We start from the raw sequence: 19,498 nt of genomic DNA on the forward strand, positions 1-19,498 counted from the left end.
GTTAAAAAGTGCGAGTTTTATTAGCGCCAATGGAGGGGGTTTTAGACCCCCTTGTGAGAGAGTTACTCACCTCGATTAACGATTACGATCTCTGTATTACAGAGTTTGTACGAGTTGTAGATTCATTATTGCCAACGAAAGCATTTTACCGTTTATGCCCTGAATTGCAGACAGAAAGCCGCACAAAAAGTGGCACGCTTGTACGGGTGCAATTATTAGGACAACACCCACAATGGTTGGCTGAAAATGCCTTTAGAGCCGTTTCTTTAGGCTCTTGGGGGGTTGATTTAAACTGCGGTTGCCCTTCAAAAACAGTCAATGGTAGTGGTGGTGGCGCTTCACTTTTAAGACAGCCAGAAACGATTTATCAAGCAACAAAAGCAATACGTGATGCAGTGCCTTCAGAGTTGCCTGTATCTGTTAAAGTGAGACTTGGCTGGGATTCTTCTGCGTATAGCCATGAGATTGCAGATGCAGTGGTGCAAGGTGGTGCTACAGAAATCACTGTACATGGCAGAACAAAAGAAGATGGTTATAATGCCGAAAAAATTAACTGGCAGGCCATTGGAGATATTCGTCAAAGACTTTCAATACCTGTAATTGCTAATGGCGAAATTTGGAACCGTGAAGATGCATTAGCCTGCTTAGCCACAACAGGTTGCGATGCGATAATGATTGGCCGCGGTGCAATGAATACCCCTAACTTAAGCCGTGTTGTAAAAGGCATAGAAGCTAGAATGCCTTGGCAAGAGGTGATTGAATTATTAAAGCGCTATGTTCGATTAGAAAAGCGTGGTGATACGACTATTTATCATGCGTCACGTATTAAGCAGTGGTTTAGTTATTTACGCAAAGAGTATCCAGAAGCCAATGAGTTATTTAGACAAATTAGAACATTAAAAACGTCGCCAGAAATAGCAGTAGCAATAGAGTCTCTGTAGTTTAAAAATAATCTTAACCAATAAAAAATAGCGCTAATTAATCAGCGCTATTTTTTTATTCATTAAGAAATAATCCATCCACCATCCATTTATCTTAAATATTATGTAATTTATTTCTAATAATTGGAAATAATCACTTTTTCGACTTACACTCAATAAGTGACATTTTTTAGGTATGTTGTTTATATCAAGACTATTTTAGGGGGGAATATGGGAATTATTGCTTGGATTATCTTTGGTTTGATCGCGGGTATTTTGGCGAAATTCTTAATGCCAGGCTCTTATGATATTGGTCTGATATGGACTTGTATTCTGGGTATTGTGGGTGCGGTTGTTGGTGGTGCGATTAGTAACTTTTTTGGCAAAGGTAAAGTTGATGGATTTAACTTTGGTAGCTTTGTTGTTGCTATCATCGGCGCCATTGTCGTGCTCTATCTTGCAAAAATCTTCGCAAGTTAATACCTCCATACCCAATAGATATTGATAATAAACCCGCATAATGCGGGTTTACTTTTTTAAGCATAAACGGATTAAATTAGCATTCACAAGGAAGAGCACTTTCAGCTCCCCATTGCGCCCAAGAGCCGTCATAGAGCGCAATAGATTGGCAACCCAATACGGTCAATGCTAAAAATAAAATTGCCGCAGTCATACCTGAGCCACAAGTAACAATAATAGGCTGTGATAAATCAACGCCCGCTTGTTCAAATATCAGCTTTAACTCAGCTTTCTGTTTTAACTGCCCATTAATAACTAACTCATTCCACGGAACGTTTTTACTGCCAGGAATATGTCCACTGCGCAAGCCCGGACGAGGCTCTGGTGCTCTACCATAAAAACGATCAGCTGAGCGAGCATCGATCATCTGTTTTTGCTTAGTTTCTAAATTATCAAGAAGTTGTTGTTTATTGGCATAGCGTTGTGCATGACGTTCAACCACAAAAGGAGACTGTGCTGGTACTTTTATTGCCTCACCTTGTTCTGTTGCAAACCTAGCCTCAATCCATGCTTGTAAACCACCAGCAAGAATACGCACATTACGACAACCTAGTGTTGTTAATGTCCACCAACCTCTTGGTGCAGAAAATAAGTTACCTTGATCGTAAATAATAACGGTTGTGGTATTAGAGATACCTAATTGTGTCAATGTTTCTGAAAATAGGGTATCAGAAGGCAACATATGTGGTAGTGATGTAGTTTTATCTGCGACTTCATCAAGATCAAAAAAATGGGCATGTGGAATATGACGCTCAAGGTAAAGCGCTTGATAGTCAATCTGTTGAGTTGGCATTGGTGCGCTGACATCAAGGATCACAAGATCAGCATCATTTTGATGTTCAAATAACCATTGGGGAGTAACAAAGTAATCGTATTCCACGGTGCGACCTCATTTATTTAGCAGAATGTGAGCTGTCAGGGATAGCTGGAAATTGCTGTGTAGGTGGTGTTTCAGGTTGAGTCTGCTCTGTTTCTATTGGTGTTGTGGAGCGCGTATAGATATTTAAGCCAGCAAGGAAAACACCACCGATAGAACCAAAAGCAAGTAGCGCGATAATCACAATAATTATTTTTTTCATAATGTTCATTTGCAGATGAATGTTGCGCAAAAGTATATCGAGATATGAAGTTGAAACAAGTACTAAGTCGGTTTAATCAACAAATGATAGTGGCTAAAACGTCTTATTTTTAGGCAAAAAAAGGGGGGATGATAGATAAATAAACAGGCTATTTATTTTTTATAAATAGCCTGAGTAGAGTTAATGTTGACGTTAATTATTTCAATCAAAGGTTACAGTCAATGATAAGAAAAAATCCCTTAAACTCAGGAGTAAATGAGTTTAAGGGGAAGGGTAACGCAACTTAATTAGGAATATAAAAACCAGAATGTCATTGCTAAGTTCACAATAGCCGCGACAGCCATAGGAATGGCGGTACGTTTAACTATTTGGAAAGGTGAGACATTCGCAATACCTGCAATGGCAACAATCGCGGCGGTAATTGGCGAAACAGTACGGCCAAAGCTGGTCATTATTTGCATTGGTAAAATTAAGGTAATGACATCAACTTTTAAGAAGGCGGCAATTTTGGGCGTTAAGGCGGCAAATGAGAAGAATGCTGCATTACCTGAGCCCATTAAAAAGGCCGCTAATGCAAGAATGGCGCTCATTACAATGATCATGGCTGCAATACCAAAACCCGCGTCTTGAGCTGAGCTAATTAACGTATCGACGGCACCACTTTTTAGTAAACCATTAGCAAAGAACTCACCAGATACAATTAACGATACCACTAAGACAAATTGCTTACCCATTCCTTCAAAGAACAACATAAAGCTATTCATTACTGCTTTTGCATCGCGTAAGCGAACATATTCAAAAAGAAGTGCAATCACGGTACTAATAACCATCGCTGTGGTGACTTCTAATTTAATATACGGGTGTAACAAAGGGCTGAAGCCGATAATGAGAATTAAAGGGATGACAGGTAATAAGGCATAAGACAGTGGAATTTTATTGCCTTCTTCCTTTACAGCATCAATGGTTGTTGGGTCAAAAACAAATCCTTCACGTTTATCCCACCAGCGTTGAATAAAGAAATGAGTGATCGCAACGGCAATAATAATAGGAATTGTGATCGGTAACTGGTGTTGAACAAAGTAGACGGCAGGTTCTATATCCGCTGTTTTCGCCGCCATAATCACGTTACCAGAGCCAGGGCCATGGTCGATAAATTGGCAGCATCCAATTACGGCTAAAGCGGAAAGTGGGCTAATACCAGAACGAATTAATATCGGATACATGGTGACCATTAACAGCATACCTAAACCTGCATGGCTAGGAATAAAGATAACCAAGATTTGGGTGACTAAAAATGAAATCACTAATAATAAGTAAGGCGATTTTATCGCTTTTAATGGTCTTTCAAAAATAGCGAATAAAGCGCGACTTGCGCCAACGTGTTCCATATAACGAGAGAAACCCGCAATTGCCATTAATGTTAAACCAAGACCCGCTAGGCGAGAACTCATAATATCCGTAAAGATTTGGAAAATATCAAAATATTTAAATTGGGTGGATTTATTTTCTGGCAATAACGGATTAAGGTCGAGAGATGCTGTTAAGAGTAATAGCAATAATCCGCCGAGTAATAATACTGGCTGAGGTTTATAACCTCGCGCCAGTAAATAAACCACCAACGCTGTTACCAGCGCGGCAATGATTAAACCTGTCATAGTGAATTCCCCGGTAATGATGCAATATTTTTGTTATTGGTTTAATGCTGAAAAAGCTTGTGTAATATCTGCAATAAGATCATCCGTTGCTTCAAGGCCAATATGTAAACGGACAAAAGGACCATGACCTTCACGCCAATCAGATGCTGTTCTCGCACCGATAACATTGGCAGGTAAAGCGAGGCTTTCAAATCCCCCCCAAGAAGCACCAATGCCAAAAAGCTCAAGCGCATCAATAAATTGTTCTGATTGTTTAGCGGTATATTCTTGTTTAAATTCAATGGTTAATAGACCGTTACTGCCTTTGCAATCACGTTTCCATAAATCATGACGAGGATGATTAGGTAATTCAGGGAACCAGACTTTTTCAACTTCAGGGCGAGTCTCTAACCACTGTGCAATGGCTAGTGCTGATTTACCATGTGCTGCGATGCGTTGACCTAATGTCCTCATACCACGAAGAACTAATGCTGCATCATCTGGGCTACTGGCTTGCCCTAATGCTTCAGGTAATGCACCAATTTTTTTCCATGCTTTTTCATTCGCAACCATAATGCCCATCATCACATCAGAGTGACCGCATAAATATTTGGTTGCCGCGATAACAGAGACATCCGCGCCTAATTCCAGCGGGTTATAGAGCCATGCAGAGCCCCAAGTATTATCAACACCGACAGGAATATCTTTCTCATGAGCAATACGGCAAATTTCAGGCAGGTCTAGCATTTCATAAAGGAGTGAGCCCGGTGATTCGACAAAAATAAGCTGTGTATTTTGTTGAATTTTTTGTTCAAAATCAGAACCATCGGTTTTAAAGAAACTATAAGCGATATTATTAGGCTCAAGAAAAGCCGATGCAATTTTACGAACAGGCTCATAAACAGAATCAGCAAATAAAACATGTCCACCACTGCGGGCATATCCCATAATTGTGACGGCAATAGCGGCTAACCCAGTAGGGAATAACTGAGCACGATAACCGCCTTCTAATTCGGTTACTAAAGCTTCAAGGGCAAATGCGGTTTCTGTACCACGCGCACCGTAGCTTAAAACACGCTCTGTTGCACGACGATCACGAACATCACGCCAACTCTTAATCGAATCAAAAACGATGGTACTGGCTCTCATTACGGGTGGATTAATAGGGCCTGAAGTTTTGATTTCTTGACGTCCACTGTGTATCAGTTTTGTTTGTTTATTTTGTTTCATTATTAATATCTCCAAATATAGAAATAGAGTTCCCCGGTAATTAAATAAAAGGATTAATTACTGTTTGCGCTTATTTTGTTTCTATTATTTATAACAAACTTATTTATTTTTAAAATAGCTATTTTCTAAAAATGATGATCTTCCTCTAACTTTTTAGCATTAATTATTCTAATTAAATCTTAAATAACATTTAAGATTCAAAAGTTATAAGTAATAAATAAAGGGTTGTTTATAACTAATTGAATTAATGCTACTTTTTAATTGATTAGAAATATTTGAAATTAGATTAAAATTATCAAAGTGTTTTTATTGAGATTATATTGCATAAATAAAATAACAATCTAACAAGTCGTTTGATTAAAAAAACGATTTTTTTATTATTCTTTTAACAGGGGAAATAATTATGGGAACCAGCGTTTTTGATTCGGTTTTATTAAAGAATTTATGGTCAACAGAAGAGATGAGAATTATTTTTTCTGATAAAACTAGAATGCAAAATTGGCTTGATTACGAAGCCGCATTAGCGATTGAGCAAGCTGAATTAGGTTTGATCCCAAAAGAGGCTGCAAAAGTGATTGCAGACACCGCGAAACTTGAAAAGCTCGATATGGATTATGTATTAGAACAAGTGCGTCTTACTCGCCATCCATTAGTGCCAACAATTCGTGGTTTAGAACATGCTTGCCCAGAACACTATGGGGAATACGTTCACTTTGGTCCAACAACACAAGATGTTATTGATACCGGTCTTGTACTGCAACTAAAAGATGCTCATCATACTTTCTTACGTGATATCAAAGTATTAGGTCGTGCATTACTGTCATTAAGTGAACAACATCGCAACACACCAATGGTTGGGCGTACATTAGCATTACAAGCTCTGCCAATTACATTTGGCCATAAAACCGCAATTTGGTTAACTGAGTTAGCGCGTCATTATCAACGTCTTAAAGAGATCGAACCTCGCTTATTTGTAGGTAGTGTTGTTGGTGCGGTGGGTACAAAGGCTTCTTTAAGCGATAAAGCTGATGAATTAGAAGCCCGTGTATTAAAACGCTTAGGTTTAGGTGTACCTGAAATTTCATGGCAACCTGCGCGAGATAGATTCAGTGAATATGGCATGTTAATGGGCTTAATTAGTGGAACTCTAGGTAAAATTGCTAATGAAATCCTACTATTAGCACATAACGAAATTGATGAGTTATCCGAGCCTTTCAGCAAAGGACAAGTAGGCTCTTCGACCATGCCACATAAACGTAACCCTGCCATTGTTGAAAATGCGGCCTGTGTGAGTAACACCCTAAAAGCGAATCTTTCTGTTTTAACGGATATGATGAAACACCAACATGAGCGTGATGGTGCAATCTGGAAAATGGAATGGAAGATCATGCCTGAAATGTGCCTGATGCTGTCTGTTATTTTCGATAATATGAAAACAGTAATAGGCGGACTGAATGTGCATGTTGAAAAAATGCGCGAAAATATGGATATTCTTGGTGGCTTTATGCTGGCAGAGCGTGTGATGTTTGCATTATCTGATAAAGCAGGTAAACAAACCGCGCATGAAATTGTGTATGAGGCATCAATGTCTGGGCAAGAAGAAGGCATAACCTTCGTTGAAGCGATTAATCGTGATACCCGTATTCGTGATCACATTACTCAAGAGGAACTTGATGCACTTTTAGATCCAACGACATATGTCGGTAATGCACCAGCCCAAGTTGATCGAGTTGTCGCACAAACCAAAGCTTCTGGCTGGTTAAATGACTAAGTGACTTAATTACATCCAATCTTCTTATTATCTAAAAGCCGGTGATATTGCTGGCTTTTTCTTATCTATCCCGAGGTGTTTATGACATTGAGTCAGCAGTTAGCCCAATTTATTACTACAACCACTTTCTCTGATTTACCTGTTCAAGTTGTTAGCCGAGCCAAAATTCATTTATTAGATACATTAGGTGTCGCACTTGCTGGAAGTGTGCAACAAAGTGCTATTCAAAGTCGTCAAGGTGTGGCTTTTTTACCTGATAGCCAAGGTAACATTCCGATTTGGGGAAGTTCGCTAACAACAAGCACTACGGTGGCGGCACTGACAAATGGTATTGCATCACATGCCTTAGATTTTGATGATACACATACTGATTCGATTGCACATGGTAGCGCGGTATTAACGCCAATTGCTTTTGCATTGGGTGAGTCTATTGGTGCGTCATCAAAAGATATTTTAACGGCATGGGTGATTGGCTGGGAAGTGGCAGCAAGAGTAGGCTTAGCAAGCCATAGTGGATTTCATCAGCGAGGTTTTCATGCCACAGCAATTGCGGGAATTTTTGGCGCAACAGCTTGTGCCGCTTCACTATTAAAGTTAACGCCAGAACAAACTGTGAATGCAATAGGCCTAACAGGAAGCCAAGCAGGAGGTGTGGCAGAATATCTTACTAACAGTTCATCTTCTAAATGCTTTCATGCGGGATGGGCTGCACAATCAGGTATTATCGCAGCATCATTAGCAAAAGGCGGAATGACAGGTCCTGACACAATATTTGAAGGTCGTTATAGCCTTTATCAAACACATGGTATTAAAGAGCAAGCACAACCAGAACAAGTGGCATTAGGATTAGGTGATGTGTGGGAATTTTTAAATGTTTCTATTAAGCCTTATCCGGTATGCCATTTCGCTCATGCGACTGTAGATTGTGGGCGTAATTTGCTGAAAAAAGGGATCATGGCTGATGATATTGATAGTGTTGAGTGTGTTGTCGATCCAGTAGCGGCTGCTTTGATTTGCGAGCCACTTGAAACAAAATGGGCACCTCAAACCGCGTATGGGGCTAAATTTAGTTTGCCATGGTTATTTGCTGCGGGTTTTCTAGATAACGCTTTAACGCTCTCTTCATTATTACCTGAAAACCTACAACGGGAAGATATTCAGTCATTAGCGAAGCGTGTAAGTTATCGTTATCCCGAAAAAGGGGAGATCCCATTTCCTACTTATTTCCCGGGATTAATTTTCGTGACATTAAAAAATGGCGAGAAGATCACGGAAAGATTAGACATTCAATACGGTAATCCGAAAAATCCAATGGCAGATAAAGATGTGATCAGTAAGTTTTACGATAATGCATCTTTGGTGATAGAAGCAGAACAATCAGCACAGTTAGTTGAAAAAATACTGCATTTCGACAATGTCACTATTTCAGAAATAACACAATTATTACGTATTAAAGAAATAGAAGGTTAGGCTGAAATAATGCAAACAAGGTGATTGTATAAAGGATTCGTATAAAAGATTAGTGTAAAGGATTGGTTTTAACTACCAATCCTTTACTTATTGTCTCGCACACATAAATTCAGATGTACAAACTACCTTCTCACCAATTTTCACCGTACCTGAAAAGCTAACAATTGTGCGTCGTTGTCGGCGAAATTGGATCTCAATATGTAGCTGATCGCCCGCTTTCACCACGTCATAAAAACGCGCATTTTTTATACTGGCAAAATAACATTGTTGATCTTTACCCATTGGTGAAAGGTAGTAATGGGCAAGAACGCCAGAAGCTTGAGCCATACTTTCAAGTAGTAATAAAGGTGGATAAAACTCACCAAAAACAACCGTATCATTGGTTGTGATATTTTTAATGGCTGTTAATTTGCCACTAGCAAGTTCAGCTGGCTCAGAAATAACGCGATCAATTAATAAGAATGGATAACGATGAGGCAATATTTCCATTATTTCACTGACGGAAATGAGCATATATTTTCTCCTCGTTATGGTGATAGGGTAAGCTCAGTTTTACAACAACGGTGGTTATTATTTCATTCTTATTCAATATGGTACAGTATTGACCTGTATTTTTGATGAGAAAATTGAGTTAAACAGATAACAAAGACCAGAATAGGAAAAATCTAGCCTTTGCTATTTCTAAATAAGAATAGTTTATTAATCAAGGCGAGCAATAATTTGGCGTAGATCGTTCATTGCTGCTTCATTTAGAGGCTCTTGCGGTAAAATAGGAGAGCCGACTTCAAAGCCTTGAATATTTAAGGATGCTTTAATACATGATGCGAGCGAGTACTTTGTAAACGCTTCATTGATTTGCCATATCTCTTTTTGTTTTGCTAGTGCTGTATCAAAATCGCCTTTTGTTGCTAACTCATACAGTTCAACACATTGCTTTGGCAACACACAAGCAGGCCCCGCCATCCAACCTACACCGCCAAGTTTTAACACCAACAATGGAATATGAGCTGAAGCACTAAAGATCTTAACACGCTCACCAAACGTATTGATCATGGTGAGTAAGCGACCTGTATTGCTTGAGGCATCTTTAATATATTCAATATTCGGGATATAGCTAAGCTCATTGAATAAAGAAATAGGAAGAACATCTCCCAAAAGTCCTGGGTTGGTATAAATTGTCATGGATTTTTCAGGAAAAGCTTCGGCGATAGTTCGGAAATAACCAGCTTGTGCGGCTTCGCTTAATGGGTACATTTTTTGTGAAATTAAGACCATGCCATCGACGCCTAATTGAGCGTATTGTTCAGCTTGATGACAAGCATCTGCAGTTGAAAAACCTGCAACACCCGCAATAACGGGAATTCGGCCTGCGGTTTGATCAACTGTAATACGCACAATTTCATTGCGTTGTGTTTGAGAGAGATAAGCGTATTCACCAGTGCTACCTAATGGACTTAAACCATGAACGCCACACGAAATCAAATGTTCGACTAATCGACGTAATGAAGCTTCGAGGATGGTACCTTTAGTTTGATCAACTGGTGAAACAAGGTAAGGAAAAATGCCATGAAATTGGGTCATAATCGGTGTCCTGTTTTATGGTTTTAATCTTTTATTACTTTGGTTATCAACACGATTTAAGGGCTCTAGGATCTCTATTCTTGTTGAAGTGTTATGTCGGCATGATTAATCACTTCATTTTGTTCATTTTTTAATGAATCAAACAGTATTTGGGCTGCTTTTCCGGGGCTGTTGGCATTGAGATACAAGTTATAACTGATAGCAGGTAAAGCCGGTAAGCCTTCTTTTTCGCCTAAAATGCGTAAATCATCACCTGAAAGCTCAATTGAGCGCGCCATAATGCCTAAGCCTGCACGTACTGCGGCTCTAGCACCCGAAAGCGTTGTAGCAATATAAGCGATTCGCCAACGAATACCTTGTTGATCAAGGTGATTTATCATCATATCGCGGTATGTGCTGGGTTCATCTAATACAACTAACGGTAAGGGTTCATCAAGATCAAACCGGAAGTGTTTTCCGCAATACCATAAAGAGGGAGAAACTCGTAATACAATTTTGGGATAACCCACATGTTCTTCAGTGGAAATGGCCAAATCCAGCTCGTTGTTTTCTAACATAGACATTAAAAATGGGCTACGTTTAACAATAATTTCCATGATAAGGCGAGGATAGGCTCCAGAAAAACGCGCAAGAAGATCAGGTAAAATCGTGTTTGCCGTATCATCTGGAGAGCCAATTTTTAAGATCCCATCAATTTCTTCATGCATCAATGAAAGACAGGCTTCATCATTCAAACGCAAAATACGGCGAGCATAATTAAGCAGTTGTGTACCTGCTTCTGTCAGTGTTTTGTTTCGTCCTTGGCGAGCAAACAGCTCTTTGCCTATCAGCGATTCAAGTCGTTGCATTTGCTGGCTTACGGCAGATTGTGTACGACAAACAGACTCAGCCGCCGCTGCAAAGGTATTTCCATCGACAACAGCAACAAAGGTTCGAAGCAAATCAAGTTCTAAGTTAAAAATAGGGCGCTTTGCGGAAGTCATTATAGGTATCTCTTAACTGGTGTTGTGTTTAATAAAACCAATAAATCACATTTTTTATAAGACTATTTTAGATATTACGTAATGAATACTCATACTATGAAGAGTTGAATTAATAATCTATAACAAAGCTCAATAATTTCGAGATGTTATCCATTCTTTGATGAAAAAGGAGAGCAAATGAAGGTAACTACTGATTTTTATACAGTGTTATGAGACAATGGCGCCTTTCTTAAAATCAGTTACAGAGTGGTTATGTCCCTTTCTCAATCAGTTAAAAATCAAATAAGTCAGTGGTATAAAGCCCTACCTGAGCATATCGAAGGGTTTATTCCGCGAGCGCCACAGCGTGAAATGATAGCTGAGGTGGCTAAGACTTTTTCTGATGAGATGGGACGTCATTTAGTGATAGAAGCCCCAACTGGCGTGGGTAAAACACTCTCTTACCTTATTCCGGGTATTGCTATTAGCCGTGATGAGAAAAAACCACTGATAATCAGTACAGCCAATGTGGCATTACAAGATCAAATTTATAGCAAAGATCTACCATTACTTAAAAAAATCATTCCTGATCTCACGTTTACTGGCGCTTTTGGTCGTGGACGTTACTTATGCCCTCGTAATTTAGATGCGATTTGTGCAACAGAAGGTGAGCAAATTGACCTTATGTTTTTGCTTGAAGATAAAGTTGATGTGGCGACAAGTGCAGAAAGAGAAATTTGCCTAGAGCTGAAAAATGATTTCACTAGTTTTGGTTGGGATGGTTTGCGTGATCATCATAAACGCGCATTAACAGATAGCTTATGGCGTAAAATCAGCACGGATAAGATGAACTGTTTAGGGCGCAATTGCCAATATTATCATCGTTGTCCTTTCTTTATTGCCCGCCGTGAAATTGATGAAGTGGATGTGGTTATTACCAATCACGCTTTAGTGATGGCGGCAATGGAAAGTGAATCTGTGTTGCCAGATGCTAAAAATCTACTTTTGGTACTTGATGAAGGGCACCATATTCCTGATGTTGCGCGAGATGCCCTTGAAGTTGAAGGGGAAATAACCTTAGTTGCTCTTAATAATCAGCTTGATAATATCACTCGCCATGTTAGCCAGTATTTAGCGCAATTTATTCCGATAAGGCCGCCTAAATTGGCTGATCCTATTCGTTTTGATGCCCATATCGCTAAGTTGCGTGAAGCTTATCAAGAGGTTGATACATTTACACGCGCACTATTGCCAGAACGTAGTGAGCAAGATGAATACCTCTTCCCGTTAGGTGAATTGCCTGAACAACTTCTGTTAAGTTGCCAGACATTATTTAAGCTAACAGATGGTTTAAAAATGTTGGGCGAAGCCATTTTAAATGATTTAACAGAGCGTACTGCAAAAGAAGATGTTGTACGTTTACATCGTGCTATTTTAACGACCAGTAGAATGGTGGGTTATTTAGAAAATATGGCAAAACTGTGGCGCTTAGCCACATTAGAGCAAACCTCAAAAGCGCCAGTATCCAAATGGTTAACGCGCCGTTACGATAAAAAGCAGTCTCATCTCTATTTTCATTGTGCTGGCATTCGTGTTAGCGAACAACTGACGCAATTGTTATGGAAAAATATCCCACATGTGGTTATTACTTCTGCGACATTACGCTCATTAAATAGCTATTCTCGTATTCAAGAATTAACAGGCTTAAGTGAGCATTTTGATGATCGCTTTATTACATTGTCTTCGCCTTTTGAACATAAAGAGCAAGGTAGATTAGTTATTCCTAAAATGCGTTATGAACCGACCATGAGCCATGAACGTGAACATTTAAAAGAGATGGCGCGTTATTTTCGACACAGTATGGAAGAGAATAACCACAGAGGCCAATTGGTTTTATTTAGTAGCCAGCGAGCAATGGAAGGCTTTTTAGAAGAAGTGAAAGATTTACGTTTGTGCTTATTAGTGCAAGGCGATCAGCCACGCTATCGATTAGTCGAAACACATTGCAAGCGTATTGATGCGGGTGATAATAGCGTGTTGATAGGTTTGCAATCTTTTGCAGAAGGGCTCGATTTAAAAGGGGATTATTTAACGCAGGTGCATATTCATAAAATTGCTTTTCCGCCTGTGACAGATCCCGTGATTGTGACAGAAGGAGAGTGGCTTAAATCGCTAAAACGTTATCCTTTTGAAGTGCAGAGTTTACCGAGTGCATCGTTTAATTTAATTCAGCAGGTTGGGCGTCTTATTCGTAGTCATCATTGTCACGGTGAAATAGTGATTTATGACAGACGCTTGCTAACAAAAAACTATGGTTCGCGTTTATTAACCGCGTTACCTATTTTCCCTATTTATCAACCAGAGATGCCTAAAGAGAAAGATAAATAAAAAAAGACTACCTAGAGAAAGAGAGGTAGCCTTTTAACGACATAATTTCAATATGTTATTACGAATTAATTCTCAATATTGGCTTCAATAAACCATAAGAATTTATCAAGATCACGCGATGCTGCGGTAAACATATCTGCGGTATCTTCGTCTTCAACTTCGTCAATAGCTTTACGAATATCATTTGCAACGACAGCATAACGATCAGCAAGTGCTTTTAAGTGATCTTGTACATCATGAATATCCAGAGGATAAGCCTTTAATGGTGTTTTCTTACTCACCACTTGTGCAGTACCTAATACAGTGCCACCTAATTGAACAACACGCTCTGCAAACTCATCAGTATGCTGATTAATGGTATCGCGGAAACCGTCAACCATCTCATGGACAGAAATAAAGTTTCTGCCACGCATATTCCAGTGCGCTTGTTTTGTGATGAGAGATAGGTCGATAAACTGCGTCACCATCTGTTGCAATAACTCTATAGCATGTAGTTTTACGCTGTCATCAAGGTTATTACGGGTATAAAGCAGAGTTGAAGGTGTGGATTTGACTAATTTAGCAGTACTCATAATCGTTCTCCCTAAATAATTAATAACTCAATATCTTAATTTCTGTTAATTATGATAGTAAATTATTAATGGTTAGTCTTATCGATTGATACTATTAAATTGATAGGTCATCTATTAAAAAAATCTAATCTATCGAAATAACCTATTTAGGGTAAGACAATACGTACAAAATAACAATGATAGGCCAGTAAAGTTATTATTTAATAAGTAAAAAGGATCATAAGATCCTTTTTAAATAAATATTTATTTCTTATAAATACGGTTAAATAATTACTTAACCTCTTCAATTTTGGTTTTGCTTTTTATGGTTGCTGTTGAACCAATTGAAGCTAACACAATAAAGGCGAGGGCAACCCATTGTATTAACGTCAAATGTTCGTGTAAGAAAATAATACCAATAAAGGCACCCATACAAGGTTCTAAGCTCATTAAAGTCCCGAACGTTTTAGCGGGTAAACGTGTAAGAGCAATCATTTCTAAAGTGTAAGGGAAAGCGGTTGATAGAATCGCAATAGCTAGTGCAACAGGTAAAATTGACCAGCTAAACATAATATCTGGGCTACTTTGTAACATACCAATAGGAACGAAAATAAAAGCCGCAACTAACGAGCCAATAGAAACCGTTGCCGCGCCGTAACCTTTACCTGCACGTTGTCCGAATACAATATATAACGCCCAACCTACACCGGCACCCAGTGCATAAAGGATACCTAGAGGATCTAATCCATGAATATTATCGCCAATAGGTAGCAATAATCCTAAACCTGCAATGACTAAAATTATCCATAAAAAGTCGATGGCTCTGCGCGATGAAAACATAGCAACAGCTAAAGGGCCTGTAAATTCAAGGGCAACCGCAATACCTAAAGGAATGGTTTCAAGGGCGAGGTAGAAAAGGTAATTCATCATCCCTAAAGATAAACCATATAAAAACAGTGGCATAATTGATTCTCGAGAAAACTTAAGTCGCCACGGTTTAAAAATAAAAAAGAGGATCAAAGTACCCAATAACAGGCGTAACGCCGTTACTGCGGGGGCACCAATAACAGGAAATAGGCTTTTAGCAAGGGATGCGCCACTTTGAATTGAAAGCATGGAGAGAAGCAAAAGAAGCACAGGGTAAAACACCTGTAATTTAGCTGAGTGTCTGGCTGACAACATCCTATAAAACCTCGTCAATAATCAATCGTATGTGTCTTTGTTAGCAGATAACAAAGGATCGCATAATATAAATTAAAACTATCTGTTTTAATATAGTTATTCATTAATAAATATTTTTTATTTTAAATTTATTGAGTTAAATTAGCTTTATTAAGAATTAATTTATTTTTAATAAAATAAAAAACAGCTTCTTATAAATATAAGGGGTGATAATGATTAAATATATATGTGCAATAAAAAGCGTAAAAACACTTTTTTTAACCTTTTTTATTAAAAGTACCTTCAGTATAATTCCAAGCTCGTTTTAACTAGCTAAAAGAGAATAAAAAATGAATAAAATAAAATCTATCGCTGTGTATTGTGGTTCTAGTTTAGGGGCTTCACCTATTTATAAAGAACAAGCAATTATTTTTGCCAAAGAGCTGGTTAAACGTAATATCACCTTAATTTATGGTGGTGCAAGTGTAGGAATTATGGGTACACTCGCCGATACAGTGTTAGCTGAAGGCGGAAAGGTGATTGGCGTTATTCCTACGCTATTAGAAGGGCGTGAAATATCTCATAAAAATCTGACTGAACTGCATATTGTTGAGACCATGCATCAGCGTAAAAGTAAAATGATTGAATTAGCTGAAGGTTTTGTCGCTTTACCCGGTGGCTTTGGTACATTAGAGGAGTTTAGTGAAGTCTTTACATGGAGCCAAATTGGATTACATCAAAAACCTTTAGGCTTGCTTAATATCAATCAGTTCTATTCTCCATTATTAATGATGATTGATAAAATGGCGGATGAACAATTCTTACATGAAAAATATCGGAATATGGCGATTGTAGAACAATGTCCTATTCAATTATTAGATAAATTTGAAACATATATTGCCCCCCCTGTAAAAACCTACAACAAATAAAGGTAAAAAATGATAATAATAAGAAAAGCAATTTTGTCTGATGTAGAAGAAATTAATACGCTTTACACTTATTTATTTAATGAAATGGCGAATTTACAACCTGATCGTTTAAAACCGGGTAAGCAAGATGAAGCTTTTATTATTAATGGAGTAAAAAATGATAAGTTTCATCTTTTAGTGGCAGATTTAGACGGTAAAGTAGTTGGATTTAGCATGGCGCAAATTCAAGAAACACCAATGTTTAACTGCTTGGTTCAGCGTAAATATGCTTATATTTATGATATTGTTGTCGATCCTTCTGTACGTAGCCAAGGCACAGGCAGTTTATTATTAACAGCGATGAAAGAGTGGGCTAAATCAGAAAGAATGACGCATCTTGAGTTATCTGTATTAGCTGAAAATAGTGCGGCTAAACGTTTTTACGAGCGTGAAGGATTAAAAGAAGTGAGCACAGTAATGGGGATTGCTTTATAGCAGATCCAATTTACGTTAATTCTCATAAGATTAAGTGCGTAGATAAAAATAAACCCGCTTAAAGCGGGTTTATTACTTATATTATTCAGCTAAATTGTGGGTTTCCCCGCAATGATCGTACACAATACCCTGACATTTTCAACATCTTCTGCCGATATTTCAAACAGGTTTCTATCTAATACAATAAAATCGGCAAATTTTCCGACTTCTAATGATCCAATTTGTCTATCCATATCCAATGCTTGAGCTGCATTAATAGTGGCTGCGCGTAGGACTTCAATTAATGTTAGGTTACGATCATTATCAAGACGAGGACTTGCTGCATCTTTTTGGCGAGTCATTGCGACTTTAAAATCGTACCATTCATTAAGTGGATCAATCGGCCAATCGCTACCAAAAGCGACAGTAACGCCAGCATCAATAAATTTGCCAGCAGTCTCTAAATAGTCACAGCGAGATTTACCCAGCATTTCAATATCTTTTTCGATATTGCTCTGTTCTTCTACCGCCCATTGGAAGGAGAGAAAAGGGTAGGTTTTTAGTTGTGTAAAACGAGCGTAATCTTTTTTACACATCAATTCATTATGAGCAAGCCCTGGTCTTATGTCTTTTTCAGGTAAGGCTTCACGCATCGCACTAATGGCATTAAGAGCCGTACTAATTGCACCTTCAGCAACAGTATGAATATGAGGGTGATAACCAGCACGGGCAATTTCGGTGACTAGCGGCGTTAAAATTTCAGGTGGAAAATAGAGATCGCCAATATGATCAGAATCTTGCCAGTGTGGCGTGTCATCGGTACCAACATTGATACGATAAGGTGAGTGTAAGCGTGCTGTCATAATTGGCGCTTGCAATACACCATCAAGGAAAAGCTTGATGTGGCGGATCGCAACACTAGGTTGAGCATTTTCGCTGATTTGATGCCATTGTGAAAAACGAGTGGCAGCATGGTGTACAGCGTTTGGAATATCTTCAATACAAGGTACATCATCCGGCGTGATTTCAACGGCATTCTCTACGCGAAGAGTCAGCTCGCCTGCTTTTCTTAATGCATTAAAGGCGCGTAATTGAGGCTCGCCTACACGCGCATCCATGATAGTGGTTACACCTTGTTCATTTAATAATTTTTGAACATGACGGGCTATTTGCAGGTTTTGTGCTTCAGTTAGTGGCGGTAACTTGTCAATGGCTTGCATTGCTGGCGCATCTTCAAGAATACCAATAGGTGTTCTATCACAATCACGTTCAATATTTCCATCTGGTGGATCGGGCGTTTCAGCGGTGATATTTAACAACTCTAAAGCGCGAGAATTAGCAAGAACACTATGACAATCGCTAGAAAAGAGCAAAATAGGGCGAGTCGTATTTAGGGTATCAAGGTGATAACGTGTCATTTGCACGCCTTCAGGTTGCATACCTTCACGATACCATGCGGAGACTTTTAACCATTCGGTATCACCATCAATAAAGTTTTCATCAAGGTATTTCTGAATACGCAATAAAATGTCATCGATAGAGAGCGATTGATAATCAAGATGGCAACCCGCTAATGTTGCGCCACCCCAAAATGGGTGCATATGTGCATCAATAATGCCCGGCATGACCATTCTTCCCTGTAAATCAATCTGCTCAGTATTTTCATTACAGTAAGAAAGTAACCCCTCTTTTTTACCAGAAGCAATAATTACACCTTGGCTGATCGCGATAGCATCAACAATATTGTTATTATGATCAGCAGTATAAATAAGCCCGTTGTAATAGAGAGTGTCTGCAATTTGAAATGTCATTCTTCTACCTTGTATTGCTTTTTAAGCACATAAAACGCGTGCTTAAATGATGATTCTGCTTATAGGGCATCTTGTTGCGTTTTGACGCGGGTGGTCATAGTAGAATTAAATCAGAGTGAATACTACAAGCTTATTACATCGACTTAACGAAAAATACGACTTAGAGGGCAATTAAAATGCTTAAAAAACAGATTAATACCTCTCTCTTTAAAAGGTGATAAGGTAAGTTTAAAGAAGTTAGACTTACCTTATTTAAGATAGAAAGTGGTTAGTTATCTGGTGATTTGGCAGAACACACTTCACAATGCGGATTTTTAGGTAATCTGAATTCACGAAATTGCATACGCATGGCATCAAACATCAATACCTTACCATGTAGGTTTTCACCATAACCGGTGAGTAATTTAATGGCTTCAATTGCTTGTAATGTGCCAATTGTACCCACAACAGGCGCCATTATACCAGCTTCAACACAACTTAACGCATTATCACCAAAAAGATGGCTTAAACAGCGGTAGCAAGGCTCGTCATCTTGGTAGGTGAATACACTGATTTGGCCTTCCATTCGAATGGCTGCACCAGAAACAAGGGGCTTTTTCTGATGAAAGCAGAGACGATTAAGTTGCTCGCGTACTGTCACATTATCAGTACAATCCATAACAATATTATGTTGGCTAATAAGCTCTGCTAAAGCCTCATCTTCAAGTAATGCATCGACGGTTTCTATCGTGACATGAGGATTAATTGCTTCTAATGTCGCTTTTGCAGATAGCACTTTAGGTTGACCAATCGTGGCGTCTCGATGAAGAATTTGGCGCTGAAGATTAGAAAGGGAAACCGTATCAAAATCTAATAATGTGAGTTTTCCTACACCTGCAGCTGTAAGATATTGTGAGGCACTACACCCTAAGCCACCTGCACCAACAATCAATACTGAGGCACTTTTCAGCGCCTCTTGTCCGTCAAAATCAAAACCCCTTAATACAATTTGGCGATTGTAGCGTAGCGTTTCTTCATCGGTTAATTCAATACTCATAAA

At 38.7% G+C, this 19,498-nt stretch carries 18 protein-coding genes; 7 read left to right on the forward strand and 11 right to left on the reverse strand.

Annotation, left to right across the window (positions count from 1 at the left end; all coding sequences use genetic code 11):
• Positions 1-8 precede the first annotated feature (8 nt).
• Together dusC and DK857_RS11785 are read left to right on the forward strand one after the other, a co-directional pair.
• Positions 9-941: a tRNA dihydrouridine(16) synthase DusC gene (dusC, locus tag DK857_RS11780; RefSeq protein WP_109402259.1), complete on the forward strand. Its 933-nt coding sequence runs from the start codon at positions 9-11 to the stop codon at positions 939-941.
• Between the two features lie 210 nt (positions 942-1,151).
• Positions 1,152-1,400, forward strand: coding sequence for a GlsB/YeaQ/YmgE family stress response membrane protein (locus DK857_RS11785; RefSeq protein ID WP_088493367.1), 249 nt, complete (start codon positions 1,152-1,154; stop codon positions 1,398-1,400).
• A 76-nt stretch (positions 1,401-1,476) separates the two neighbouring features.
• On the opposite strand, the gene sseA is transcribed toward DK857_RS11785, so the two are convergent.
• The 4 genes from sseA to metC all read right to left on the reverse strand — a co-directional run bounded on the left by sseA (position 1,477) and on the right by metC (position 5,382).
• Complete coding sequence (gene sseA, locus DK857_RS11790) at positions 1,477-2,319, reverse strand: 3-mercaptopyruvate sulfurtransferase (protein ID WP_109402260.1); 843 nt, start codon at positions 2,317-2,319, stop codon at positions 1,477-1,479.
• A gap of 13 nt (positions 2,320-2,332) precedes the next feature.
• Positions 2,333-2,518 carry a hypothetical protein gene (locus tag DK857_RS11795; protein WP_109393488.1) on the reverse strand — a complete coding sequence of 62 codons (186 nt, stop codon included), beginning with the start codon at positions 2,516-2,518 and terminating at the stop codon, positions 2,333-2,335.
• 287 nt (positions 2,519-2,805) lie between these two features.
• On the reverse strand, positions 2,806-4,173 hold the full coding sequence (gene dcuC / locus DK857_RS11800; protein ID WP_109393489.1) for a C4-dicarboxylate transporter DcuC: 1,368 nt from the start codon (positions 4,171-4,173) through the stop codon (positions 2,806-2,808).
• Positions 4,174-4,206: 33 nt separating this feature from the next.
• Positions 4,207-5,382: a cystathionine beta-lyase gene (metC, locus tag DK857_RS11805; protein WP_109393490.1), complete on the reverse strand. Its 1,176-nt coding sequence runs from the start codon at positions 5,380-5,382 to the stop codon at positions 4,207-4,209.
• Between the two features lie 403 nt (positions 5,383-5,785).
• Here metC and purB point away from each other — a divergent pair, with 403 nt between their 5' ends.
• On the forward strand, positions 5,786-7,153 hold the full coding sequence (gene purB / locus DK857_RS11810) for an adenylosuccinate lyase (protein ID WP_109393491.1): 1,368 nt from the start codon (positions 5,786-5,788) through the stop codon (positions 7,151-7,153).
• Between the two features lie 81 nt (positions 7,154-7,234).
• Positions 7,235-8,623 carry an MmgE/PrpD family protein gene (locus tag DK857_RS11815; RefSeq protein WP_109402261.1) on the forward strand — a complete coding sequence of 463 codons (1,389 nt, stop codon included), beginning with the start codon at positions 7,235-7,237 and terminating at the stop codon, positions 8,621-8,623.
• 87 nt (positions 8,624-8,710) lie between these two features.
• Here the strand turns inward: DK857_RS11815 and fabZ are convergent, their stop codons facing one another.
• The 3 genes from fabZ to DK857_RS11830 form a co-directional block, all read right to left on the reverse strand.
• Positions 8,711-9,136 (reverse strand): 3-hydroxyacyl-ACP dehydratase FabZ, encoded by a 426-nt coding sequence (gene fabZ / locus DK857_RS11820; protein ID WP_109393493.1) that lies wholly within the window; start codon positions 9,134-9,136, stop codon positions 8,711-8,713.
• 186 nt (positions 9,137-9,322) lie between these two features.
• Complete coding sequence (locus DK857_RS11825) at positions 9,323-10,204, reverse strand: dihydrodipicolinate synthase family protein (protein ID WP_109393494.1); 882 nt, start codon at positions 10,202-10,204, stop codon at positions 9,323-9,325.
• Between the two features lie 74 nt (positions 10,205-10,278).
• Positions 10,279-11,187, reverse strand: coding sequence for a LysR family transcriptional regulator (locus tag DK857_RS11830; protein ID WP_109393495.1), 909 nt, complete (start codon positions 11,185-11,187; stop codon positions 10,279-10,281).
• A gap of 252 nt (positions 11,188-11,439) precedes the next feature.
• Between DK857_RS11830 and dinG the strand changes: the two genes are divergently transcribed.
• A complete protein-coding gene (gene dinG, locus DK857_RS11835) occupies positions 11,440-13,554 on the forward strand; it encodes an ATP-dependent DNA helicase DinG (RefSeq protein WP_109402262.1) in 2,115 nt (704 codons plus the stop codon).
• Between the two features lie 65 nt (positions 13,555-13,619).
• Here dinG and dps read toward each other — a convergent pair whose 3' ends face one another.
• Entirely contained in the window at positions 13,620-14,126 is a 507-nt protein-coding gene (gene dps / locus DK857_RS11840; RefSeq protein WP_023581243.1) for a DNA starvation/stationary phase protection protein Dps, read from the reverse strand.
• A 270-nt stretch (positions 14,127-14,396) separates the two neighbouring features.
• Complete coding sequence (gene rhtA / locus DK857_RS11845) at positions 14,397-15,287, reverse strand: threonine/homoserine exporter RhtA (RefSeq protein WP_109393497.1); 891 nt, start codon at positions 15,285-15,287, stop codon at positions 14,397-14,399.
• Positions 15,288-15,616: 329 nt separating this feature from the next.
• On the opposite strand from rhtA, the gene DK857_RS11850 reads away from it, so the two are divergent.
• Positions 15,617-16,195: an LOG family protein gene (locus tag DK857_RS11850; protein WP_109402263.1), complete on the forward strand. Its 579-nt coding sequence runs from the start codon at positions 15,617-15,619 to the stop codon at positions 16,193-16,195.
• 9 nt (positions 16,196-16,204) lie between these two features.
• Entirely contained in the window at positions 16,205-16,669 is a 465-nt protein-coding gene (locus tag DK857_RS11855) for a GNAT family N-acetyltransferase (protein WP_109393499.1), read from the forward strand.
• Between the two features lie 89 nt (positions 16,670-16,758).
• Here the strand turns inward: DK857_RS11855 and DK857_RS11860 are convergent, their stop codons facing one another.
• Together DK857_RS11860 and moeB are read right to left on the reverse strand one after the other, a co-directional pair.
• Positions 16,759-18,459 carry an amidohydrolase gene (locus tag DK857_RS11860; protein ID WP_109402264.1) on the reverse strand — a complete coding sequence of 567 codons (1,701 nt, stop codon included), beginning with the start codon at positions 18,457-18,459 and terminating at the stop codon, positions 16,759-16,761.
• A 268-nt stretch (positions 18,460-18,727) separates the two neighbouring features.
• Positions 18,728-19,495: a molybdopterin-synthase adenylyltransferase MoeB gene (gene moeB / locus DK857_RS11865; RefSeq protein ID WP_109402265.1), complete on the reverse strand. Its 768-nt coding sequence runs from the start codon at positions 19,493-19,495 to the stop codon at positions 18,728-18,730.
• Between the last annotated feature and the right edge of the window lie 3 nt (positions 19,496-19,498).

Source organism: Proteus terrae (assembly GCF_003144325.1).
Taxonomy (GTDB): Bacteria; Pseudomonadota; Gammaproteobacteria; order Enterobacterales; family Enterobacteriaceae; genus Proteus; species Proteus terrae.